The organism is Pseudomonas sp. DTU_2021_1001937_2_SI_NGA_ILE_001 (assembly GCF_032463525.1).
Classification (GTDB): domain Bacteria; phylum Pseudomonadota; class Gammaproteobacteria; order Pseudomonadales; family Pseudomonadaceae; genus Aquipseudomonas.
In genome coordinates this window covers 3401674-3422935 of sequence record NZ_CP135971.1, presented here as the reverse complement: position 1 = coordinate 3422935, position 21262 = coordinate 3401674, and the positions used below count along the sequence as shown (strand labels likewise).

General features: G+C 64.9%; 28 protein-coding genes. 10 read left to right on the top strand and 18 right to left on the bottom strand.

Features of this window, described 5'->3' with window-relative positions; genetic code table 11:
• The first annotated feature begins 80 nt into the window (after window positions 1-80).
• A complete protein-coding gene (rpoH, locus tag RRX38_RS14685; protein ID WP_315959717.1) occupies window positions 81-935 on the top strand; it encodes an RNA polymerase sigma factor RpoH in 855 nt (284 codons plus the stop codon).
• A gap of 70 nt (window positions 936-1005) precedes the next feature.
• Here the strand turns inward: rpoH and mtgA are convergent, their stop codons facing one another.
• Window positions 1006-1710: a monofunctional biosynthetic peptidoglycan transglycosylase gene (mtgA, locus tag RRX38_RS14680; protein ID WP_295478790.1), complete on the bottom strand. Its 705-nt coding sequence runs from the start codon at window positions 1708-1710 to the stop codon at window positions 1006-1008.
• 80 nt (window positions 1711-1790) lie between these two features.
• On the opposite strand from mtgA, the gene RRX38_RS14675 reads away from it, so the two are divergent.
• The 4 genes from RRX38_RS14675 to trmB all read left to right on the top strand — a co-directional run bounded on the left by RRX38_RS14675 (window position 1791) and on the right by trmB (window position 4080).
• Window positions 1791-2171: a DUF423 domain-containing protein gene (locus RRX38_RS14675; RefSeq protein ID WP_315959716.1), complete on the top strand. Its 381-nt coding sequence runs from the start codon at window positions 1791-1793 to the stop codon at window positions 2169-2171.
• 85 nt (window positions 2172-2256) lie between these two features.
• Entirely contained in the window at window positions 2257-2457 is a 201-nt protein-coding gene (thiS, locus tag RRX38_RS14670; RefSeq protein ID WP_295478784.1) for a sulfur carrier protein ThiS, read from the top strand.
• 83 nt (window positions 2458-2540) lie between these two features.
• Window positions 2541-3335, top strand: coding sequence for a thiazole synthase (locus RRX38_RS14665; protein ID WP_315959715.1), 795 nt, complete (start codon window positions 2541-2543; stop codon window positions 3333-3335).
• 97 nt (window positions 3336-3432) lie between these two features.
• The gene (gene trmB, locus RRX38_RS14660; RefSeq protein ID WP_315962686.1) at window positions 3433-4080 is read left to right on the top strand and encodes a tRNA (guanosine(46)-N7)-methyltransferase TrmB; all 648 of its coding nucleotides are present in this window, start codon (window positions 3433-3435) and stop codon (window positions 4078-4080) included.
• A 208-nt stretch (window positions 4081-4288) separates the two neighbouring features.
• Here trmB and RRX38_RS14655 read toward each other — a convergent pair whose 3' ends face one another.
• The 9 genes from RRX38_RS14655 to RRX38_RS14615 all read right to left on the bottom strand — a co-directional run bounded on the left by RRX38_RS14655 (window position 4289) and on the right by RRX38_RS14615 (window position 10916).
• Window positions 4289-4612 (bottom strand): DUF3392 domain-containing protein, encoded by a 324-nt coding sequence (locus RRX38_RS14655; protein WP_295478778.1) that lies wholly within the window; start codon window positions 4610-4612, stop codon window positions 4289-4291.
• Between the two features lie 9 nt (window positions 4613-4621).
• Window positions 4622-5836 carry a radical SAM family heme chaperone HemW gene (gene hemW / locus RRX38_RS14650; RefSeq protein ID WP_315959714.1) on the bottom strand — a complete coding sequence of 405 codons (1215 nt, stop codon included), beginning with the start codon at window positions 5834-5836 and terminating at the stop codon, window positions 4622-4624.
• A complete protein-coding gene (gene rdgB / locus RRX38_RS14645) occupies window positions 5833-6435 on the bottom strand; it encodes an RdgB/HAM1 family non-canonical purine NTP pyrophosphatase (RefSeq protein ID WP_315959713.1) in 603 nt (200 codons plus the stop codon). The genes hemW and rdgB overlap by 4 nt, the downstream gene beginning before the upstream one ends.
• Window positions 6432-6860: a DUF4426 domain-containing protein gene (locus tag RRX38_RS14640; RefSeq protein WP_315959712.1), complete on the bottom strand. Its 429-nt coding sequence runs from the start codon at window positions 6858-6860 to the stop codon at window positions 6432-6434. The genes rdgB and RRX38_RS14640 overlap by 4 nt, the downstream gene beginning before the upstream one ends.
• Window positions 6861-6877: 17 nt before the next feature.
• Window positions 6878-7498, bottom strand: a complete 621-nt coding sequence (gene metW, locus RRX38_RS14635) for a methionine biosynthesis protein MetW (RefSeq protein WP_295478766.1) — start codon at window positions 7496-7498, stop codon at window positions 6878-6880.
• A gap of 7 nt (window positions 7499-7505) precedes the next feature.
• Window positions 7506-8645, bottom strand: coding sequence for a homoserine O-succinyltransferase MetX (locus RRX38_RS14630; protein ID WP_315959711.1), 1140 nt, complete (start codon window positions 8643-8645; stop codon window positions 7506-7508).
• Window positions 8646-8764: 119 nt separating this feature from the next.
• Entirely contained in the window at window positions 8765-9355 is a 591-nt protein-coding gene (locus RRX38_RS14625) for a YggT family protein (protein WP_295478760.1), read from the bottom strand.
• A gap of 28 nt (window positions 9356-9383) precedes the next feature.
• On the bottom strand, window positions 9384-10205 hold the full coding sequence (proC, locus tag RRX38_RS14620; protein ID WP_315959710.1) for a pyrroline-5-carboxylate reductase: 822 nt from the start codon (window positions 10203-10205) through the stop codon (window positions 9384-9386).
• 24 nt (window positions 10206-10229) lie between these two features.
• Window positions 10230-10916 carry a YggS family pyridoxal phosphate-dependent enzyme gene (locus RRX38_RS14615; RefSeq protein WP_315959709.1) on the bottom strand — a complete coding sequence of 229 codons (687 nt, stop codon included), beginning with the start codon at window positions 10914-10916 and terminating at the stop codon, window positions 10230-10232.
• 54 nt (window positions 10917-10970) lie between these two features.
• On the opposite strand from RRX38_RS14615, the gene RRX38_RS14610 reads away from it, so the two are divergent.
• On the top strand, window positions 10971-12005 hold the full coding sequence (locus RRX38_RS14610) for a type IV pilus twitching motility protein PilT (protein WP_295478750.1): 1035 nt from the start codon (window positions 10971-10973) through the stop codon (window positions 12003-12005).
• 231 nt (window positions 12006-12236) lie between these two features.
• On the opposite strand, the gene RRX38_RS14605 is transcribed toward RRX38_RS14610, so the two are convergent.
• Window positions 12237-12914, bottom strand: coding sequence for a C40 family peptidase (locus RRX38_RS14605; RefSeq protein WP_315959708.1), 678 nt, complete (start codon window positions 12912-12914; stop codon window positions 12237-12239).
• 249 nt (window positions 12915-13163) lie between these two features.
• Here RRX38_RS14605 and RRX38_RS14600 point away from each other — a divergent pair, with 249 nt between their 5' ends.
• On the top strand, window positions 13164-13574 hold the full coding sequence (locus RRX38_RS14600; protein WP_315959707.1) for a TM2 domain-containing protein: 411 nt from the start codon (window positions 13164-13166) through the stop codon (window positions 13572-13574).
• Between the two features lie 129 nt (window positions 13575-13703).
• On the opposite strand, the gene RRX38_RS14595 is transcribed toward RRX38_RS14600, so the two are convergent.
• From RRX38_RS14595 to gshB, 7 genes are all read right to left on the bottom strand, one after another.
• On the bottom strand, window positions 13704-14975 hold the full coding sequence (locus tag RRX38_RS14595; RefSeq protein WP_315959706.1) for a dihydroorotase: 1272 nt from the start codon (window positions 14973-14975) through the stop codon (window positions 13704-13706).
• A complete protein-coding gene (locus tag RRX38_RS14590) occupies window positions 14972-15976 on the bottom strand; it encodes an aspartate carbamoyltransferase catalytic subunit (RefSeq protein ID WP_295478740.1) in 1005 nt (334 codons plus the stop codon). The genes RRX38_RS14595 and RRX38_RS14590 overlap by 4 nt, the downstream gene beginning before the upstream one ends.
• A gap of 12 nt (window positions 15977-15988) precedes the next feature.
• Window positions 15989-16507 (bottom strand): bifunctional pyr operon transcriptional regulator/uracil phosphoribosyltransferase PyrR, encoded by a 519-nt coding sequence (pyrR, locus tag RRX38_RS14585; RefSeq protein WP_295478737.1) that lies wholly within the window; start codon window positions 16505-16507, stop codon window positions 15989-15991.
• Between the two features lie 97 nt (window positions 16508-16604).
• Window positions 16605-17045 carry a Holliday junction resolvase RuvX gene (ruvX, locus tag RRX38_RS14580; protein ID WP_315959705.1) on the bottom strand — a complete coding sequence of 147 codons (441 nt, stop codon included), beginning with the start codon at window positions 17043-17045 and terminating at the stop codon, window positions 16605-16607.
• Window positions 17045-17614: a YqgE/AlgH family protein gene (locus tag RRX38_RS14575; protein ID WP_315959704.1), complete on the bottom strand. Its 570-nt coding sequence runs from the start codon at window positions 17612-17614 to the stop codon at window positions 17045-17047. The genes ruvX and RRX38_RS14575 overlap by 1 nt, the downstream gene beginning before the upstream one ends.
• 76 nt (window positions 17615-17690) lie before the next feature.
• On the bottom strand, window positions 17691-18593 hold the full coding sequence (locus RRX38_RS14570; RefSeq protein ID WP_295478730.1) for an energy transducer TonB: 903 nt from the start codon (window positions 18591-18593) through the stop codon (window positions 17691-17693).
• Between the two features lie 111 nt (window positions 18594-18704).
• Window positions 18705-19655: a glutathione synthase gene (gene gshB / locus RRX38_RS14565; protein WP_315959703.1), complete on the bottom strand. Its 951-nt coding sequence runs from the start codon at window positions 19653-19655 to the stop codon at window positions 18705-18707.
• A gap of 215 nt (window positions 19656-19870) precedes the next feature.
• Here gshB and pilG point away from each other — a divergent pair, with 215 nt between their 5' ends.
• From pilG to RRX38_RS14550, 3 genes are read left to right on the top strand one after another with little or no spacing between them, the layout of a single operon-like run.
• Window positions 19871-20281 carry a twitching motility response regulator PilG gene (pilG, locus tag RRX38_RS14560; protein WP_295478725.1) on the top strand — a complete coding sequence of 137 codons (411 nt, stop codon included), beginning with the start codon at window positions 19871-19873 and terminating at the stop codon, window positions 20279-20281.
• Window positions 20282-20326: 45 nt separating this feature from the next.
• A complete protein-coding gene (pilH, locus tag RRX38_RS14555; RefSeq protein WP_295478722.1) occupies window positions 20327-20692 on the top strand; it encodes a twitching motility response regulator PilH in 366 nt (121 codons plus the stop codon).
• A gap of 14 nt (window positions 20693-20706) precedes the next feature.
• Complete coding sequence (locus tag RRX38_RS14550; RefSeq protein ID WP_295478719.1) at window positions 20707-21246, top strand: chemotaxis protein CheW; 540 nt, start codon at window positions 20707-20709, stop codon at window positions 21244-21246.
• Window positions 21247-21262: the final 16 nt, after the last annotated feature.

The window sequence follows — 21262 nt, the reverse complement described above, 5'->3', positions numbered from 1 at the left end:
AGGGAACTTGTATCGCGGTTCCCGGTCAATTTTTGCAGTGCTGTACTGCACGAGTCATGTGAGTCGGAGGTTTCTTTCGTATGACCAATTCCTTGCAACCTGCCTATGCCCTGGTTCCCGGTGCAAACCTGGAAGCCTACGTGCATGCGGTCAACAGCATCCCCATGCTGACGCCGGAGCAGGAGCGCGAACTGGCAGACAGTCTCTACTACGAGCAGAACCTCGAGGCTGCGCGCCAGATGGTTCTCGCGCACCTGCGCTTCGTGGTTCATATCGCTCGCAGCTATTCGGGTTATGGTCTGGCGCAGTCCGACCTGATCCAGGAAGGCAACGTCGGCCTGATGAAAGCCGTCAAGCGCTTCAATCCGGAAATGGGCGTGCGTCTGGTGTCCTTCGCGGTGCACTGGATCAAGGCCGAGATCCATGAATTCATCCTGCGTAACTGGCGTATCGTCAAGGTTGCGACCACCAAGGCGCAGCGCAAGCTGTTCTTCAACCTGCGCAGCCAGAAGAAGCGTCTGGCCTGGCTGAACAACGACGAAGTGCACCGCGTTGCGGAAAGCCTGGGCGTCGAGCCGCGTGAGGTCCGTGAGATGGAAAGCCGTCTGAGTGGCCAGGACATGGCCTTCGACCCGGCCTCCGAGGCGGACGACGACAGCGCGTTCCAGTCGCCGGCCAACTACCTCGAAGACCACCGCTACGATCCGGCGCGTCAGCTCGAAGACTCTGACTGGAGCGACAGCTCCACCGCCAACCTGCACCAGGCGCTGGAAGTGCTCGACGAGCGCAGCCGCGACATTCTCTACCAGCGCTGGCTGGCCGAGGAAAAGGCCACGCTGCACGACCTGGCGGCCAAGTACAACGTGTCTGCCGAGCGTATCCGCCAGCTGGAAAAGAGCGCGATGAACAAGCTCAAGAGTTCCATCGCCGCCTGATAGGCGCCTGCTCGCAAAAACGCCCCGACTTGTCGGGGCGTTTTCGTTGCAGTCTCGGCATGCAGGCGGTCTACTGCTTGCCGCTCAGTTGGGTCAGGTAGCCATCACCACCCAGCTGGCGCATCTGCTGGCGAATCCAGCCGGCGCGGCGCGAGATGTAGCTGCCAGGGCTGCTGGCGCTCCATTTGCGTGGGTTGGGCAGTACGGCTGCCAGGTAGCTGGCCTGCTGGATGCTCAGGTTGGCCGCCGAGGTATGGAAGTGATGGCGCGCGGCGGCTTCGGCGCCAAACACGCCGTCGTCCCACTCCACGCTGTTGAGGTACACCTCGAGAATCCGCTCCTTGGACCACAGCAGTTCGATCAGCGCGGTGAACCAGGCCTCCAGAGCCTTGCGCAGGTAACTGCGGCTCGACCAGAGGAACAGGTTCTTGGCCACCTGCTGGCTCAGGGTGCTGGCGCCACGGATGGAGCCGCCGCGCTCGTTATGGATGATTGCCGCCTGAATGGCTGACACGTCGAAGCCCCAGTGCTCGGCGAATTTCTGGTCTTCACCGGCGATGACCGCCACTTTCAGCGGGTCGGCGATTTTGTCCCAGGAAACCCAGTCGCGCTGCAGGTCGATGGGCTCGCCGTCGATCCACGACTCGACCTTGCGTTCGATCATCAGCGCGGTGAAGGGCGGTGGAACCCAGCGCAGTACCAGCACCAGCAGGAAGCTGACCACCGCAAACCACAGCAGAATTCGGGCGACACGATGGAAGATAGTACTCAGCATAGAGATCGCTTGGCCGAACGGTATGAGCGGGCCATTATACAGACCCCTGACGATTGAACGATTCTTGCCGGGAGTTGCAGATGTTTCGGACCTTTCTGATGATGGCCGCGTTCTTCGGCTTTACCGGCGTGGGCCTGGGTGCGTTCGCCGCCCACGGCCTGAAAGGCCGCCTCAGCGCGGAGTATCTGGCGATCTTCCAGACCGGCGTGCTCTACCAGCTCATCCACTGCCTGGCGCTGCTGGGCGTCGCCCTGTTGGTCGCGCACATTCCCGGCCGGCTGGTGAACTGGGCGGGTTTCGCCTTCGCCGCCGGTATCCTGCTGTTCTCCGGTAGCCTTTACCTGCTGACCCTGACCGGCGTCTCCAGACTGGGCATCGTCACGCCGTTCGGCGGGCTGTGCTTTCTGTTCGGCTGGGCGACCCTCGGGGTGCTGGCCTGGCGCATCGGCAGCGCCGCCTGAGACGAATGGTGCGCCTGCGGCTTGGTCAGACAGGCTCGGCGGGCTAGAATGCTGGCCCCCTAATCAATGATGGCTGCAGCTGCGCATGCGCATTCAGTTGAACGGTGAATCCTTTGAATTGCCCGACGGCGAGACCGTCGCGGCCCTGCTGACCCGCCTGGACCTTGCCGGGCGTCGGGTCGCTGTCGAGTTGAACCTGGACATCGTGCCGCGTAGCCAGCATGAAACCACCTCCCTGAGCGAAGGCGACCAGGTCGAGGTGGTGCATGCCATTGGCGGCGGCTGATCCGGCCACCCGCTGACGTGGCGCCACCGGCACGCCTCTTGGCGCCTGCCGAGCAACGAAACCCATTTCCTGGAGGCTTCACCATGAGCACTGTTCGCAGCGACAAGCCCTTCGTCCTGGCCGGTCGGACCTTCGAGTCCCGCCTGCTGGTAGGCACCGGCAAATACGTCGACATGAACCAGACCCGCGAGGCCATCGAGGCTTCGGGTGCCGAGATCGTCACCGTCGCCGTACGTCGCACCAACCTGGGCCAGAACCCTGGCGAGCCGAACCTGCTCGACGTACTGCCGCCCGACCGTTACACCATCCTGCCCAACACCGCTGGCTGCTTCGACGCCACCGAGGCGGTGCGCACCTGCCGCCTGGCCCGCGAGCTGCTGGACGGCCGCAATCTGGTCAAGCTGGAAGTGCTGGCCGACCAGAAGACCCTGTTCCCCAATGTCATCGAGACCCTCAAGGCTGCCGAAGTGCTGGTCAAGGACGGCTTCGACGTCATGGTGTACACCAGTGACGACCCGATCATCGCCCGTCAGCTGGCGGAGATCGGCTGTATCGCCATCATGCCGCTGGCCGGCCTGATCGGCAGCGGCCTGGGCATCTGCAACCCCTACAACCTGCAGATCATCCTGGAAGAAACCAAAGTGCCCGTGCTGGTCGACGCCGGTGTCGGCACTGCTTCGGACGCCACCATCGCCATGGAACTGGGTTGCGAGGCGGTGCTGATGAACTCCGCCATCGCCCATGCCCAGCAGCCGGTGCTCATGGCCGAAGCCATGAAACACGCGGTCATCGCCGGCCGCATGGCCTATCTGGCTGGCCGCATGCCCCGCAAACTCTACGCCAGCGCTTCCTCGCCGCTGGATGGCCTGATCAAGTAAGAGCCCGTTGATGACTGATCCACTCGTTCCAAACACTGACACGCCCGTTGACGAGGCGGGCGAAGCCCGTCCGCATCGCCGCATCAAGAGCTTCGTGATGCGCGCCGGGCGCATGACCGAAGGCCAGCAGCGCGGCCTCGATCAGGGGCGTCCGCTGTTCGGCCTGCAACTGACCGACACGCCGGTGGACTTCGACCAGGTGTTCGGGCGTAGCGCGCCGCGCACCCTGGAGATCGGCTTCGGCATGGGCCACTCGTTGCTGGAAATGGCCGCCGCTGCCCCGGAGCACGACTTCATCGGCGTCGAGGTGCACTCGCCTGGCGTCGGTGCGCTGCTCAACGGCGTACTCACCCAGGGCCTGCAGAACGTGCGGGTCTATGACTGCGACGCCATCGAAGTGCTGAACCGCTGCATCGCTGACAACAGCCTCGACCGCCTGATGCTGTTCTTCCCCGACCCGTGGCACAAGAGCCGCCACCACAAGCGGCGCATCGTGCAGCCGGAGTTCGCCCAGCTGGTGCGCAGCAAGCTCAAGCCCGGTGGTGTGTTCCACATGGCCACCGACTGGGAGCAGTACGCCGAGCATATGCTGGAAGTGATGAGCGCCGCGCCGGGCTATCGCAACCAGGCGCCTGACGGTCGCTATGTGCCACGCCCTGAAGAGCGCCCGATCACCAAGTTCGAACGCCGCGGCGAGCGCCTCGGGCATGGCGTCTGGGACCTGAAATTCGAGAAGGTCGACTGAAACTGCGGCAGGCAGTTCACTTTGTGGGAGCGAGCTTGCTCGCGAAAAGCTAGCAAAGTCGCGGAATTTGCTGTGAACGTGACGCCGCCTTCGCGAGCAAGCTCGCTCCCACGGTCTAACTGACCAGTATTGGCTTTAGCCGCGAAGGCATCGTGGCTGAAGCGGGTCCTGCCGACCAGAAGCCGTCAGGCTGCCAACGGCCTCACCCTCACTTGCGATCGGCGATCACGCCGATCAGCACCAGCACCACCAGCAGCACCGGCGCCAGGCTGTAGTTGTTGAACTGGCTCAGGCCCTTGGTCACCCAAGGCGTGGCATAGATCAGCGCCAGGCCGCTGCCGGCGGTGCAGGCCAGGGCTACCAGCGGGATGCGGATCGCGCTGGACAGGCTGCCCACCCGTTGTTCGACCCAGCCCTTGATGTCGGACCCGAACAGCACCAGCAGACAACCCACCAGCGCCAGGGCGATTTCCGAAAGATTGCTGCGGCTCCAGCGCGAGACGTTGGCCAGCAGATCGAGTACGAGGTCCATGCAGGTTCCTTAGCTCAAGAAATATTGCAGCAGGTCATTGAGGAACAACTGGCCTTGCGGCGTGGCGACCAGGCGTTGCGGGTCGGCCTGCAGCAAGCCGCGTTTCTCGGCCTGTTCGCGGCCTGCGGCCAGCGAATCGAGGCTTAGACCGGTTCTTTCGGCAAATAATGCAGCCTCCACGCCATTTGTCAGGCGCAGCGCGTTCATCAGGAATTCGAACGGCATCTCGTCCAGTGGCAACAGTTTCTGGCCGGCCTGGAAGGGCTTGGCCGGGTTGAGGTAGTCCTTGGGCAGGCGGGTCTTCCAAGTGCGCACGATGCGCCCGTCGGGGTGGCTGAGCTTGCCGTGGGCACCGGCACCGATGCCGATGAAGTCGCCGAAGCTCCAGTAATTGAGGTTATGGCGCGCCTCCCGCCCAGGCTGGGCGTAGGCCGAGACCTCGTACTGCGCGTAGCTGTGCTCGGCGAGCAACTGCTGGCCGGCTTCCTGGATGTCCCAGAGGGTGTCGTCTTCGGGCAGCACCGGCGGCTGGTTCCAGAACACCGTATTGGGCTCCAGGGTCAGCTGGTACCACGACAGGTGGGTGGGCTGCAGCGCGATGGCCTGGCGCAGATCGGCGAGGGCGTCGTCCAGGGTCTGGTCCGGCAGGCCGTGCATCAGGTCGAGGTTGAAGTTGTCGAAGCCGGCCTGGCGCGCCATATCGGCCGCACGAATGGCCTCGTCGCCGTTGTGGATGCGCCCCAGGGCTTCGAGCTTGCTGCCTTGAAAGCTCTGGATGCCGATCGACAGGCGGTTGATGCCCAGGCCGCGATAGGCGCTGAACTTGGCCTGTTCGAAGGTCCCGGGGTTGGCCTCCAGGGTGATCTCGATGTCGCGGGCAAAGCGGATGCGCTGCTCGACACCCTTCAGCAGGCGGCCCAGGGCTTCGGCGCTGAACAGGCTGGGCGTGCCGCCGCCAAAGAAGATCGAGCGCAGCTCACGGCCATGCACGTGGGGTAGGTCCTGGTCGAGGTCGGCCAGCAGCGCGTCGACGTACTCCTGTTCCGGCAGTACCGGGCTGGAGGCGTGGGAGTTGAAGTCGCAATACGGGCATTTGCGCACGCACCACGGAATGTGGATGTACAGCGACAGCGGGGGCAGCACCGCCAGCGGGCTGCGCGGCGCAGCCGAAGAAAAGCCGCTGCCGTCGAGGTGCAGCGGCTGTACGCCTGGATCCTGGGTCATTGCGCGCCCAGGTTCAGGCGCTGGCGCAGCAGGGCCATGGCGCGGGCCCGGTGGCTGAGCTGGTTCTTCTCTGCCGGGGCCAGTTCGGCGCTGGAGCAGCTGCGCTCCGGCACCCAGAACAAGGGGTCGTAGCCGAAGCCATGCTCGCCGCTGGCAGCGTGCAGGATGCGCCCGTGCCACAGGCCTTCGCAAAGGATCGGCAGCGGATCGTCGGCATGCCGCACCAGGGCCAGTACGCAGACGAACTGCGCACCGCGCTGTTCATCCGGAACGTCTTTCAGCGCAGCGAGCAGCTTGGCATTGTTGGCCGCGTCGCCCTGGCCGTCGGCGTAGCGCGCCGAATAGATGCCCGGCGCACCGCCAAGAAAGTCCACCGCCAGCCCGGAGTCGTCGGCCAGTGCTGGCAGGCCGGAGATCCGCGCCGCGTTGCGGGCCTTGAGGATGGCGTTCTCGACGAACGACAGGCCGGTTTCCTCCGGCTCCACGGCGCTGAATTCGCCGATCGAGAGCAGGCGTACGCTGCCGCCGAGCATGGCTTGCAGCTCTTTGAGTTTGCCGCCGTTATGGCTGGCCAGTACCAGTTCAGTGAAAGTCATCATGGGTCCGGAAAGAGTTCCTGGCGGAAGCTGAAGCGGTGGCTGACACCGCCGGCCTGCACCTTGAGTTCGAAGATTCGGGTTTCCTGTTGCGGCACAGGATACTGCGCCACGGTATAGACCGCGCCCTTTTCCCGCAGGGTGCGGAAGTCCAGCGGCTGAGCGGTGCCGGTCAGCGAGCGTAGCGTGCCGCTGACCAGGGCAGGCTGTGGCTGGCCATCCTTGAGCACCGTGACGTTGAGCACGCCCAGCTGTTTGCCGCGTAGCAGCCCGAGCTGCTGCGCCACCTGTGGCTGCAGGTAGGTCGAGGTGAAGGCCGAGTAGTGCACGGTGTAGGCGCCGAAGCGCTCCTCGCCCGGCCCGGCCTCCTCGGCCAGGGCCGGCAACGCCAGGCAGGCAGCGAACAGCAGGCAGGCCAGGCGTTGCATGGGCGCGCTCCTGTGGGTCAAACCGCGAGCTGGTGCTCGCTCAGGCCGGGGCTGTGGACCCGGTAGATGCCGATTTCACCCAGCAGGTTGGGCCACAGCTTGCTGGCCCAACCGTGCCGGTGCTGGTTGTCCACCGCCATGCGGTCCATGACCCGGGCGTCGCGCTCGCGGCACAGCGCCTCGAAGTCCTTGAAGGTGCAGAAGTGGATGTTCGGCGTGTTGTACCAGGTATAGGGCATGAAGTCCGACACCGGCATGCGGCCCTTGCTGGCCAGGTACCAGCGGCAGCGCCAGTGACCGAAGTTGGGGAAGGTGATGATGCACTGGCGACCCACACGCAGCATCTCGTCGAGCAGCTTGTCGGGGTAGTGCACGGCCTGCAGGGCCTGGGTCATGACCACCACGTCGAAGCTGTTGCTGGCGAAGTTGCCCAGGCCCTTGTCGAGGTCCTGTTCGATGACGTTGACGCCCTTGACCACGCACTCGGCGATGTTGTCCGGGTCTTTCTCCAGGCCGTAGCCGGTGACCTGCTTGTGGTCGCGCAGCCAGGCCAGCAGCTCGCCGTCACCGCAGCCCAGGTCGAGCACGCGGCTGCCGGCGGGTATCCACTCCTGGATGATCTCCAGATCGGCTCTCATGAGGTCCTCACAGCGCAATACGATTCATGTAGTTGCCGAAAGCCTGCATATAACGCGGGTTCGGGATCAGGAAGGCGTCGTGGCCCTGCGGCGCGTCGATTTCCAGGTAGGTGACGTCCTTGCGCGCGGCCATCAGCGCATCGACCAGTTCCCGCGAGCGCGCCGGCGAGAAACGCCAGTCGGTGGTGAAGGACATCACGCAGAATTTCGCACTGGCCTCGGCGAAGGTCTTGGCCAGGTCATCGTTGTGCCGCGCCGCCGGGTCGAAGTAGTCCAGCGCCTTGGTCATCAGCAGGTAGGTGTTGGCGTCGAAGCGCCCGGAGAACTCTTCGCCCTGATAGCGCAGGTAGCTCTCGACCTGGAACTCCACGTTGTGGAAGTCGTAGTTGAGCTTTTCGTTCTTCAGGCCGCGGCCGAATTTCTCACCCATCGAGTCATCCGACAGGTAGGTGATGTGGCCGACCATGCGCGCCAGCATCAGGCCGCGCTTGGGGATCACGCCGCGGCTCTGGAAGGCGCCGTCGTGGAAGTCCGGGTCGGTGAGGATGGCCTGGCGCGCCACCTCGTTGAAAGCGATGTTCTGTGCCGAGAGCTTGGGTGCCGAGGCGATGGCCATGCAGTGACGCAGGCGCTCGGGGTAGCTGATGCTCCACTGCAGCGCCTGCATGCCACCCAGGCTGCCGCCGACCACTGCGGCCCACTGCGTGATGCCCAAGCGGTCGGCCAGGCGTGCCTGGCTGTTGACCCAGTCTTCGACAGTGACCACCGGGAAGTTGGCACCCCAGGGCTGGCCGGTTTCCGGGTCGATGCTGGCCGGACCGGTCGAACCGTTGCAGCCGCCGAGGTTGTTCAGGCTGACCACGAAGAAACGGTTGGTGTCGATCGGTTTGCCGGGGCCGATGCAGCTGTCCCACCAGCCCGGCTTGCGGTCCTCGCTGCTGTGGTAGCCGGCGGCATGATGATGCCCCGATAGCGCGTGACAGATCAGCACGGCATTGCTGCGCTCGGCGTTGAGCTGGCCATAGGTTTCGTAGATGAGTTCGTAGGCTGGCAGGGTGCGGCCGCAGGCCAGGGGCAGCGGCTCGCTGAAGTGCGCCATCTGGGGCGTGACCAGACCGACAGAATCGTGGGGAAAGACCGTGGGCATCGACCCTGCTCTCGCAATAAAGAGGCGTAAGTCTAAAGACCCGAGGGGGGAGCGGCAACCGGCAAGCCGCCGCGAAGCAGACTGTGCTGTTCGCGGCTCAAGCCCACCGGTTGGCAGGGTTACATCAGCAGGCGCAGCACCTGAGGCATGCCGGTCATGGCCGCCAGGTTGTTGATGACCAGCATGTCCAGCAGCTTGATGACCATGAACGCCAGGATCGGCGAGATGTCCAGGCCACCCAGGTTCGGCAGGATGCGGCGGAAGGGCGCCAGCAGCGGTTCGCAGATCTGGTTGACCAGCTCGGCGCCAGGGTTGTGGCTGGCCGGCGCCACCCAGGAGAGGATCACGCTGATGATCAGGGCGAAGAAGAAGATGTTCAGGAGCATCGCGGTAACGCCGATGATCGCCCAGATCAGCAGTGGCAGGGGCGAACCGGTGGTGCCGTAGCTGAGCAGCAGGGTCAGGGCCATGATCACCATCTGCACGATGATGGCGAATACCAGCGATGACATGTCCAGGCCGAACAGGCTGGGGATGATGCGACGCAGCGGACGCAGTACGGGCTGGGTGGCCTTGACCGCGAACTGGCTCAGCGGGTTGTAGAAGTCGGCCCGCACCAGTTGCAGGACGAAGCGCAACAGGACGATCAGCAGGTAAAGGCTGCCGAGGGTTTGCAGGACGTAAATTGCAGCGGTGTTCAATCCGATCATCTATCTGCTCCGGTAATCACCTGAAAAATTATTGACCCAGTTGTTCGGCCAGCTCGGCCGAGCGTTTGGCGGCGGCGTTCAGCGCGGTATCGACCAGCGCCTCGAAGCCACCGGCCTGGAAAGCCTTGATCGCCGCTTCGGTGGTGCCGGCCGGCGAGGTCACGCGGCGGCGCAGCTCGGCGGCGTCGACGTCACTGCCGGTGCTCATCAGCGCCGCACCCAGGGCGGTGTGCTGGGTCAGCTGGCGTGCGGTGTCTTCCGGCAGGCCGAGTTTCACGCCGGCGGCGGTCATGGCTTCGATCAGCAGGAAGAAGTACGCCGGACCGCTGCCGGAGACCGCCGTGACGGCGTCCAGTTGCTGCTCATGGTCCAGCCACAGGGCCAGGCCCACGGCCGACAGCAGCTGCTCGGCCTGCTCACGCTGGGTGGTGCTGACCTTGTCGGTGGCGTACAGGCCGCTGACGCCCTTGCGCAGCAGCGCCGGGGTGTTGGGCATGCAGCGCACCACCGGCTGTTGCTCGCCCAGCCACTGGTTGAGGCTGGCGCAGGTGATACCGGCGGCCACCGAGACGATCAATTGCTGTGGCTGCAGGTTGGGGGCCAGGTCCTGGCAGACGGCTTTCATCATCTGCGGCTTGACCGCCAGCAGGATCACGTCGGCACCGGCTACCGCTTCGGCATTGCTGGCGAAGGTCTGGATGCCGTGCTCGGCGCTGATGCGTGCGCGGGTTTCGGCACCCGGATCGCTGGCGCGGATGTCACTGGCGTCGACGCCCTGGGCGCGCAGGCCGCCGATGAGGCTGGCAGCCATGTTGCCGGCACCGATGAAGGCGATACGAGTCTTGCTCATCACAGAGTTCCTTGGACGTTGGAGTTATGGCTGGCCGTAGTCACGGGCGCCAAACAGGGCGGTACCAATACGAACCCAGGTGGCGCCTTGTGCGACGGCGGCCTCCAGGTCGTGGCTCATGCCCATGGAAAGGGTGTCCAGCGCGTGCGGCAGGCTTTCGAGCAGGTTGCGGACCTGAGCGAAGGCGGCGTGCTGGGTGCGTGGATCGTCGGTGGGTTCGGGAATCGCCATCAGGCCGCGCAGCTTCAGGCGCGGCAGTTCGGCGACGGCGGCGGCCAGGGCCGGCAGTTCTGCGGGCGTGCAGCCCGACTTGCTGGCTTCGCCGCTGACATTGACCTGCAGGCAGATGTTCAGCGCCGGCAGGTGCTCGGGGCGTTGCTCGCTCAGGCGTTGGGCGATCTTCAGGCGGTCCACGGAATGTACCCAGTCGAAATGCTCGGCGATGGCACGAGTCTTGTTCGACTGAATGGGGCCGATGAAATGCCAGTGCAAGGGCAGGTCGGCCAATTCCTGCTGTTTGCCGAGGGCTTCCTGCAGGTAGTTCTCGCCGAAGTGGCGCAGCCCGGCGGCATAGGCTTTGCGCAGGTCGGCGGCGGGTTTGGTCTTGCTCACCGCCAGCAGGCCGATGCTGGACGGATCGCGCCGGGCCACCTGGGCCGCGTCGCGGATGCGCTGTTCGAGCGTTGATATATTCGCTGCTATCGTGGACATTGGTTCGCGCCGGCACACTGAGGTCTGCGGCATTCTATGTGATTGAGGAGCTGTATGGATATTACCGAGCTGCTGGCCTTCAGTGCCAAACAGGGCGCTTCCGACCTGCACCTTTCCGCAGGCCTGCCACCGATGATCCGTGTCGATGGCGATGTCCGGCGCATCAACCTGCCGGCCCTGGACGCCAAGCAGGTCAAGGCGCTGATCTACGACATCATGAACGACAAGCAGCGCCAGGATTATGAAGAACGCCTGGAGACCGACTTTTCCTTCGAGGTGCCGGGCGTGGCGCGTTTCCGGGTCAACGCCTTCAACCAGAACCGCGGTGCCGGCGCGGTGTTCCGCACCATTCCCTCGAAGATCCTCAGCCTCGACGACCTGGGCATGGGGGAGAACTTCCGGCGCATCACCGACGTGCCGCGCGGGCTGATCCTGGTCACAGGCCCCACCGGCTCGGGCAAGTCGACCACCTTGGCGGCGATGATCGACTACCTCAACAGCAACAAGCACCACCACATCCTCACCATCGAGGACCCCATCGAGTTCGTCCACGAGTCGAAGAAGTGCCTGGTCAACCAGCGTGAGGTGCATCGCGACACCCTGGGTTTCTCCGAGGCCTTGCGTTCAGCCTTGCGTGAAGACCCGGACGTGATTCTGGTAGGCGAGATGCGCGACCTGGAAACCATCCGCCTGGCGCTCACCGCTGCGGAAACCGGTCACCTGGTGTTCGGCACCCTGCACACCACCTCGGCGGCCAAGACCATCGACCGTATCGTCGACGTGTTCCCGGCGGCGGAAAAGTCGATGATCCGCTCGATGCTCTCCGAGTCGCTGCATGCGGTGATTTCCCAGGCGCTGCTGAAGAAGGTCGGCGGCGGGCGGGTAGCGGCCCACGAGATCATGCTCGGCACGCCGGCAATCCGTAACCTGATTCGCGAAGACAAGGTGGCGCAGATGTATTCGGCGATCCAGACCGGTGGCTCGCTGGGCATGCAGACCCTGGACATGTGCCTCGCCGAGTTGCTCAAGCGAGGCCTGATTACCCGGGACGTGGCCCGGGAAAAAGCCAAGGTACCGGACAACTTCTGAACAAGCAGTCAGGCGCCTATCGACCGGTGGGGCCGGCTTTAGCCGCGATACTGGTCAGTTAGTCGTTAGGTGGCCCGGTGGGAGCGGCTTTAGCCGCGAAAGCACCAGGAAGCTCCCTGCATCTGTTGTGAACAGGCGGACGCTTCGCGGCTGAAGCCGCTCCTACCCGGTCTGACACGCATTGTGGGGCGGTTAAAGCCGGTCCTACCGGCCCGCCGGCCTGGAGCGGCCTCAGCCCTTGGCGATGTTCAGCGGGGCCTTCTGCTTGGGCAGCACGCGCTTGGCGACCTTGTAGTTCTTGTCCCAGTACGGCTTCTTCAGCGAGTCGACGGTGACCGCCTTGCCGCGCCGCGGGGCGTGAACGAAGCGGTCGTTGCCCAGGTAGATAGCCACGTGGTTGATGCGCCGGCTCTTGATGTTGAAGAACAGCAGGTCTCCGGGCTTGAGGTCCTTGCGGTCGACCGGCTGGCCTTGCCCGGCAGCCATGTCCTTGGAGGTGCGCGGCAGGTCGACGTTGGTCACGTCGGAGAAGGCGTACTTCACCAGGCCGCTGCAGTCCAGGCCCTTGCCGGGCGTGTTGCCGCCCCAGCGATAAGGCGTGCCGACGGTTTCCAGGGCGCGCTTGACCACCGCGTTGCCCTGCTTGCTGCTACCGGCAACGGCTTCGGTGGACTTACGGGAATTCTTGACCGCCACGGGGTTCTGAATCACGTGGCCCTTGCGCAGTTGCGCAGGGGCGGTCATGGTGCTGCGGGTATCGGCCTGCGGCGCTTGCTGGGCAACCGATGCATGGCTGCGAGCGGTGTAGCCGGTGAAGCCGGTGGGCAGACGTTGCTCACGATTGGTGGCGTGGGCGGCCAGTGGCATAAGCAGGCAAATGGTCAGCCAGGTCTTGAGAAAAGGACGCATTTGTCAGGGGCTCTTGAAGATCAGCGCGCAACTCTATAACAGCCCGCCGCCAATGCCGACCCCACTCATCGCGCCGGGCGCGGGCAGATCTTTGCATTTTTCTTGACGATCTCTCTCACGGATTGGAACAACCCCTTGAGTTACAAGGCTTTGCGCCGGCCTGTCCGGTGAGGGACCATACGTCGGAAAGAAAATGAAAAGTCACAAAATTTACATGAATTTTTTTCTATCGAGGCTTCGAGGCAGTCAATGAACGACTATCGCGGTGACACGCACAGCAAAGTCATGGGTTATCTGCTGTGGATTCTGGGCTTTCTGGGGGCGCATCGTTTTTACTACGGCAAGCCGGTCACCGGCACTATCTGGTTCTTCACTTTCGGGCTCTTGGGCATCGGTTGGCTGATCGACCTGTTCCTGATCCCGTCGATGGACCGCGAGGCCGACCTGCGCTTCACCTCCGGGTCGATCGACTACAGCGTGGCGTGGATCCTGCTGACCTTTCTGGGCGTGTTCGGCGTGCATCGCCTGTATCAGGGCAAGTGGGTCACCGGGATCATCTACCTGTTCACCGGTGGCCTGTTCCTGATCGGCGTGTTGTACGACTTCTGGACCCTGAACGACCAGATCTCCGTGCGCAACGCCGAGCTGCAGCGCCGCTGAAGCGGCGCCATTCGGACGCTGGTGGGCGTGTTGGAGCGAGCTTGCTCGCGAAGAGGTCGGTGAGGTCACAGCATCTGTTGCAACCGTGGAACAGCCTTCGCGAGCAAGCTCGCTCCTACAATTGACCCGCTAGGCGGTATAAGCGATGCGCCCGTCCACCAGGGTGTAACGCACCGCGCTCGGCAGGCAGTGGCCGAAGAACGGGCAGTTTTCACCTTTCGACAGCCACGCCTGGCCGGCCAGGGTGCTGGCCGCCGGGTCGAACAGCATCAGGTCGGCCGCGCTGCCGGCCTGCAACTGGCCAGCCGGCAGGCGCAGGGCCGCTGCCGGGCCGCTGCTCAGGCGCGCCAGCAGGGTCGGCAGGTCGAGCAGGCCGTCTTCCACCAGGGTCATGGCCAGCGGCAGCAGCAGTTCGACGCTGCTGATGCCCGGCTCGGTGGCGCCGAACGGCGCCAGTTTGGCGTCGCGTTCATGGGGCTGGTGATGGCTGGAAATCGCCTGGATCACCCCGGCCTTCACCGCCTCGCGCAGGCCGTCACGGTCGGCGCGGGTGCGCAGCGGCGGCTGCACATGGTACAGGCTGGAGAAGTCGATCAACGCTTCGTCGGTGAGGATCAACTGGTACAGCGCCACATCGGCGGTCACCGGCAGGCCGCGGGCCTGGGCCTCGGCGATCATCGCCGCACCACGGGCACTGGTCAGCTGGCTGAAGTGCGCGCGCACGCCGCTCTGTTCCACCAGCAGCAGGTCGCGGGCCAGGGCCACGGTTTCGGCGGTTTCCGGGATGCCGACCAGGCCCAGGAAGCTGGCGGTCGGGCCTTCGTGGGCCAGGCCACCGGCGGCCAGGTCATGATCCTGCGAATTGAAGATCACCGTCAGGTCGAAGGTCGCCGCGTATTCCAGCGCGCGGCACAGGGTGCGGGTGTTGGCGAAGGTCTTCAGGCCGTTGCCGAAAGCCACGCAGCCAGCGTCGCGCAGGGCCACCAGTTCGGCGAGCTGTTCACCTTCCAGGCCCTTGCTCAGGGCGCCGATGGGGTAGACCTTGCTGAAACCGGCCTCACGGGCGCGGTCGAGAATCAGCTCGGCCACCGCCGAGGTGTCCAGCACCGGCTTGGTACGCGGCGGGCAGCACAGGCTGGTCACGCCGCCGGCTGTGGCGGCGCGGGTTTCACTGGCAATGCTGCCCTTGCGGCTATAGCCCGGCTCGCGCAGCGCAACGTTGAGGTCGACCAGCCCGGGGGCCGCGACCAGGCCCGTGGCGTCGATGCGCTGGGCCGGTTCGAAGCCGGCTGGGGCGGCGCCGATGGCCAGCAGCTTGCCGGCTTCGATGTGCAGATCGGTGACCTGGTCCATGCCGCTGGCCGGGTCGATGACGCGAGCGCCGAGAATGCTGAGCTTCACAGGGCGTTCTCCTGCTCGAATTGACGTTGTGCGGTTTGCCCGCTCATGGCCATGGACAGTACGGCCATGCGCACGGCGATGCCGTAGGTGACCTGGTTGAGAATCACCGAGTGCGGGCCGTCGGCCACGGCGGATTCGATTTCCACGCCACGGTTGATCGGGCCGGGGTGCATGACGATGGCGTCGGGCTTGGCACCGGCCAGGCGCGCGGTGGTCAGGCCGAACAGGCGGTAGAACTCACCCTCGCTGGGCAGCAGGCCGCCCTGCATGCGCTCACGCTGCAGGCGCAGCATGATCACCACGTCGACGTCCTTCAGGCCCTGGGCCATGTCGGTATAGACCTTCACGCCGTATTGCTCGACGCCCACCGGCAGCAGGGTCTTGGGGCCGATGACGCGGATGTCCGGGCAACCCAGGGCCTTGAGCGCCAGCATGTTCGAGCGCGCCACCCGCGAGTGCAGGATGTCGCCGACGATGGCCACCGAGAGGTTCTCGAAGCTGCCCTTGTGGCGGCGGATGGTCAGCATGTCGAGCATGCCCTGGGTCGGGTGCGCATGACGCCCGTCCCCACCATTGATGATCGCCACCTCCGGGCACACGTGCTCGGCGATGAAGTGTGCCGCGCCCGAGTCGGCATGACGCACCACGAACATGTCGGCGGCCATGGCTTCGAGGTTGCGCAACGTGTCGAACAGGGTCTCGCCCTTGCTGGTCGAGGAGGTCGACACGTTCAGCGAGATCACGTCTGCCGACAGCCGCTGGGCGGCCAGTTCGAAGGTGGTGCGGGTGCGCGTGGAGTTTTCGAAGAACACGTTGCAGACAGTCTTGCCGCGCAGCAGCGGGACTTTTTTCACCGCTCGGGCGCCGACCTCCAGGAAGGAATCGGCGGTGTCGAGGATTTCGGTGAGCAGTTCGCGGGGCAGGCCGTCCAGGGACAGGAAGTGGCGCAGCTGGCCCTGGTGATTGAGCTGCAGCGGGCGCTTGGCGTCGAGAGGCGTCATCGCAATGGACTCTTAAAGGGCTGAGGCGGTGGAGAGGTCTTGGATTTCCAGTGCCAGCGGCGCCGGGCCGCTCAGCTTGACGCGTTCATGCGGCGCCAGGGCCAGTTCGGCGCCCACCACGTCGGGACGGATCGGCAGCTCACCGGCATTGAGGTCCAGCAGGCAGACCAGGGTGACGCTGGCCGGGCGGCCGTAATCGAACAGCTCGTTGAGCGCCGCGCGTACCGTACGGCCGCTCATCAGCACGTCGTCGATCAATACCAGGTGCTGGCCTTCGATCTCGAACGGCAGCTCCGATGGGCGCACCTGCGGATGCAGGCCGTTCTGGCTGAAGTCGTCGCGGTAAAAGGACACGTCCAGGGTGCCGAGCGGCGCCTGGCTGCCCAGGCTTTCCAGCAAGGCCTGCGCCACCCACACGCCACCGGTGCGGATGCCGATGAAGCGCGGCTCGGCGATGCCGCGCTGGCTCAGGTGAGCGTTCAGGTCGGTGGCCATCTGACGGATCAGGTCGGCGGGGTTGGGCAAACTCATGCTGGCTCCTTCAGAGGCTCGGCGCTGCCCATTCAGGGGCGTCGCTCAAGCGCAAACGTGAAATCCGGGGGTATCGAAGCTTTTCGACGGCAAAAGGTCACGCATCGAGCAGCTCGCTGTTGTGGTCCAGCCAGCCTTGCAGCAACAGGGCGGCGGCAATGGCGTCCACGGGGTTGTCGCGGTAACTGCCGCGCTGGCCGCCGCGGGCCATGCGCTCGCCCTTGGCTTCGAAGGTGCTCAGGCGTTCGTCGTGGGTATAGGCGGGGACATTGAAGCGGCCATTGAGCTGACGCGAGAATTTTTCGGCACGGGCGCACATCTCGCTGGGCGTGCCGTCCATGTTCAGCGGCAGGCCGACCACCACGGCATCGGGTTGCCATTCGTCGAACAAGGCCTGGACCTTGTTCCAGTCCGGCACACCGTTCTGCGCCTTGAGGGTGCAGAGTTCGCGGGCCTGGCCGGTCACCGCCTGGCCGACGGCGACGCCGATCGAGCGGGTGCCGTAGTCGAAGCCGAGGATCAGGCGCAGCGCTGTCATCAGGCGTGGCCCGCCTGGGTCGACAGCAGACTGAGGTTCACGCCCAGGCGCGCGGCGGCGGCCTGCAGGCGCTGTTCGCTGTCGGTCTCGAACAGCACCGCGGGGTCGAACGGGCAGGTCAGCCAGGCGTTGGCGGCCATTTCGGCATCCAGCTGGCCGGCGTCCCAGCCGGCATAGCCGAGGGCGATCAGGCTCTTTTCCGGACCGTTGCCGTCGGCGATGGAGAACAGGATGTCCTGGGAGGTAGACAACGACAGGCCGCCCAGCTCCACGGTGGCCTGGAAAACCGGGCCGCTGGGGTGCAGGACGAAGCCGCGGTCGGTCTGCACCGGGCCGCCGGAATGGATGCGGATGCTCTGGCAGCGTGCCGGCGCCAGCTCTTCAGGGCGCAGCTGTTCGAGCACGTCGGCCAAAGTCAGCTCCTGCGGGCGGTTGATCACCAGCCCCATGGCACCATTGGCGTTGTGCTCGACGATGTAGGTCAAGGTCTGCGCGAAATTGGGATCTTCCATGTTCGGCATGGCGATCAGGAAATGGTGCTTGAGGTAACTCGGGGCGACGTTTTTCATGGGGCGTAGTGTGGCTCTGCCGGGGGCGCCCTGACAACTGTCTGTTCTCGCATCGCCCCGCCGGACGCGGGGCGCTTCAGTTACTGGACAGCCGGTCACCCTTGGCGAACTTCCAGGTGCGGATGATCTCCAGTCGGTCGATGTCGGCCAGATCGCCGGTGAACGGCGCAAATGGTGCGGCCAGGCGCACGATGCGCTGCGCGGCCTGGTCCAGCAGTGGCTGGCCGGAGGACTCCAGCACCAGCACTTCGTACAGCGAGCCATCGCGGTTGATCGACACCAGCAGGCGCAGGCTGCCGTAGATCTGCTGGCGGCGAGCCTCCTCGGGGTAGTTGAGGTTGCCGACCCGCTCGACCTTCTTGCGCCAGTCTTCCTTGTACCAGGCACCCTTGTCGCGCATGGTCGAGGCCGCGTTGAGGCGGTGGATCTTGGGCCGCTTGGCGTAGCGCTGCTGCTCGGCAGACAGTTCGGCTTCCAGGCTGGCGATCTCGCTGCTCAACTGTGCGCTGTCGAAGGTTGGCGTTTCGCGCTGCTTGGGTTCGGGCTTGACCTCTTCGCGTTTGGCAACGGTCTTTTCCGGGGTATGCGCACGAGTGGCCACGGCGGTCTTGGCGGCCTCCTGCTTTTCTACCGGTTTGCTGGACGGTGGCGGGGTGACCTTGTTGATCTCGGTGTCCTGGTAGGGCGCCAGCTCGGTGGTCTTGAGGGTCTGGGCGTGGTCCAGGGTGCCGCTGCCTTCCTGGTTGTCCTGGGCGAGGAAGTCGGCCTGGGCGGGCTTCTTCTCGCTCTTGAAGGTGGCCAGGGTGATCTCCAGGGTCTGCGAGATCTTCTCGGGCTTCACGTAGGTGAAGCCTATGCCGAGGATCAGCGCCAGGTGCACCAGCGCGGCGATCAGCAGCGTGAAGCCGAGGCGGTCGCGTGGGCGCACGCCACGGTAGGAGTAGTCGAGTACGAGAGGGTTTTGGGCCATCGCGTTCATGGGTGGCTCGGCATTACTTGAACCTGCAGGTCTGCGTTCGCAAGAGGCGCATCATAACTCAATCGCGCGGGTGGCAAGGCGCAGGCGACGGGCGTCCCGTCGCCTTGAGCGTCAGCGCGTGAGTTTCTTTTCGATGGCATCCATCAGCAGGCTGCCGATACGTGTGCCGTAGGCGTTGTCGATTTCGCGGATGCAGGTCGGGCTGGTGACGTTGATTTCCGTGAGGTGTTCGCCGATCACATCCAGCCCCACGAACAGCAGGCCCTTTTCACGCAGGGTCGGGCCGACCTGGGCGGCGATCCATCGGTCACGCTCGGTCAGCGGGCGAGCTTCGCCGCGGCCGCCAGCCGCCAGGTTGCCACGCGTCTCGCCGGCAGCCGGGATACGCGCCAGGCAATACGGCACCGGCTCGCCATCGATCATCAGGATGCGCTTGTCGCCGTCCTTGATTGCCGGCAGGTAGCCCTGCGCCATGATCTGCTGGGTGCCGTTGGCGGTGAGGGTTTCGAGGATCACCGACAGGTTCGGGTCGCCGGCACGGTGGCGGAAGATCGAGGTGCCGCCCATGCCGTCCAGCGGCTTGAGGATGGTGTCGCCCTGTTGCTCGGTGAAAGCGCGCAGGATGTCCGCGCGGCGGCTGACCAGGGTCGGCGGGGTGCACTGCGGGAACAGCGTGGCGAACAGCTTTTCGTTGCAGTCACGCAGGCTCTGCGGCTTGTTGACCACCAGCACGCCAGCCCGCTCGGCCTGCTCCAGCAGGTAGGTGGAGTAGACGAACTCCATGTCGAAGGGTGGGTCCTTGCGCATCAGGATCACGTCCAGCTCGTCCAGGCCGCTGTCCTGTTCTGCGCCGAATTCGAACCACTTGGCCGGGTCGGCGAAGACCTTCAGCGGCTTCATGCGCGCGCGGGCCTGGCCCAGGTTCTGGTACAGGTCGGGCAGCTCCATGTAGAACAGCGACCAGCCGCGCTCCTGAGCGGCCAGGAGCATGGCCAGCGAGCTGTCCTTCTTGTAGGAGATGCGCTCAATGGGGTCCATGACGATTCCTAGGCGAACGCTCATGGGCAAGTTCCTCTATATGTCCGGTGATGGCCGTGGGCCGAAACAGGCGTCAGGGTGGCGGGCGGCGTGCTCCGGGTCAAGGGGCGGGTGGGGTTTATGGATTGCGCTCCGAGAGTGTGCTAAAACGTCTCGGCATCCGCCCTGTGCCGCTCTGCCTCAGGCCCGGGTGCCGTGCAGGCCACGCAAACATTAGCTGCGGCGACGGAACATCCCACATGGAACAGCATGCTCCCGCCTTGAAGGTGATGGTCATCGACGACTCGCGGACCATCCGCCGCACGGCCGAGACCATCCTCAGGAACGCCGGTTGCGAGGTCATCACCGCTGTCGATGGCTTCGACGCGCTGGCCAAGATCGCCGACCACCACCCGCGGATCATCTTCGTCGACATCATGATGCCGCGCCTGGATGGCTATCAGACCTGCGCGCTGGTCAAGAATCATCGCTCGTTCCGCTCCACGCCGGTCATCATGCTGTCTTCCAAGGACGGCCTGTTCGACAAGGCCAAGGGCCGCATCGTCGGCTGCGACCAGTTCCTGACCAAGCCGTTCAGCCCCCAGGAACTCCTGGGCGCGATCCGGGTGCACGTCCCTGGCTTCGTCGCGGTCGAACAACATGTATCCTGAGGCCGGCGTGCGCAGCGCCGGCCTGCCACCTTTTTGGGGAATACCATGGCTCGAATACTGATCGTCGATGACTCGCCGACCGAGATGTACAAGTTCACCAGCATCCTGGAAAAGCACGGCCATGAGGTGCTCAAGGCCGAGAACGGCGCCGATGGCGTGGCCCTGGCGCGCCAGGAGAAGCCCGACGCGGTGCTGATGGACATCGTCATGCCCGGCCTGAACGGTTTCCAGGCCACTCGCCAGTTGAGCAAGGACGAGGGCACGCGCAGCATCCCGGTGATCATGATCACCACCAAGGACCAGGAGACCGACAAGGTCTGGGGTACGCGGCAGGGCGCGCGCGACTACCTGACCAAGCCGGTCACCGAAGAAACCCTGATGAAAACCCTCAACGCGGTGCTGGCCGGCTGAAGCCGGGCTCGCCCATGGGCAAGTCGCGCACCGCCTTCGAGCTGCTGTTCGACATCGACCAGCGCTGCCGTTCGCTGGCTGCGGGTCTGCCATCGCAGGAAACCCGCGAGCAGGACTGGAGCGGCATCGGCTTTCGCCTGGGCGAGCAATGGTTCGTCACGCCCATGGGCGAGATTGCCGAGATCCTCAACGAGCCGCGGGTGGCGGCAATGCCCGGGGTCAGGCCCTGGGTGGCGGGCATCGCCAACCTGCGCGGACGGCTGTTGCCGGTGATGGACCTGGGGCGTTACTTCGGCCAGACGTACTCATCGCTGCGCAAGCAGCGCCGGGTGCTGGTGGTGGAGCATCAGGAGGTGTTCACCGGGCTGCTGGTCGACGAGGTCCTCGGCCTGCAGCATTTCGAGCCTGCCGACCTGCTGCCGGGCGCCGATGCCGGTTGCGGGGCGCGCATGGCGCCTTTCATCCGTGGGCAGTTCCAGGCCGCGCGACGCTGGCGGGTGTTCAGCACCAAGGCCCTGGTGCAGTCGGCGGATTTCCTGGATGTGGCGGTGTAGTTTGAACGAGTGGCAG